The following is a 210-nucleotide window of genomic DNA, read 5'->3' as shown; positions in this document are numbered from 1 at the left end:
TCGCCCTACCGGCACGAACACCATCGGCCGCGGGCGCCACCATATGAAAGGCGTCCGAGGTGATACCGGCACCCAGCAATCGGGCCAACGGCTTGGCGCCACGGGCTTTGGCGTGCTCCTCCGTCTCGATGAGCATCAGCGCACCGGCCTCGCCGAACACAAAGCCGTCGCGGTCCTTGTCGAACGGCCGGGAGGCCCGCTCAGGCTCGT

1 protein-coding gene is annotated in these 210 nt (G+C 68.1%); it reads right to left on the bottom strand.

Annotation, left to right across the window (positions count from 1 at the left end; translation table 11 throughout):
- A partial coding sequence (locus tag BST12_RS30465) for a beta-ketoacyl synthase N-terminal-like domain-containing protein (RefSeq protein WP_281254860.1) occupies positions 1 to 210 on the bottom strand: 210 nt, incomplete at both ends.

Source organism: Mycobacterium angelicum, from assembly GCF_002086155.1.
Classification (GTDB): domain Bacteria; phylum Actinomycetota; class Actinomycetes; order Mycobacteriales; family Mycobacteriaceae; genus Mycobacterium; species Mycobacterium angelicum.
Note: the sequence above shows the minus strand (reverse complement) of the source record. Positions and strands in the feature narration are given on the sequence as shown.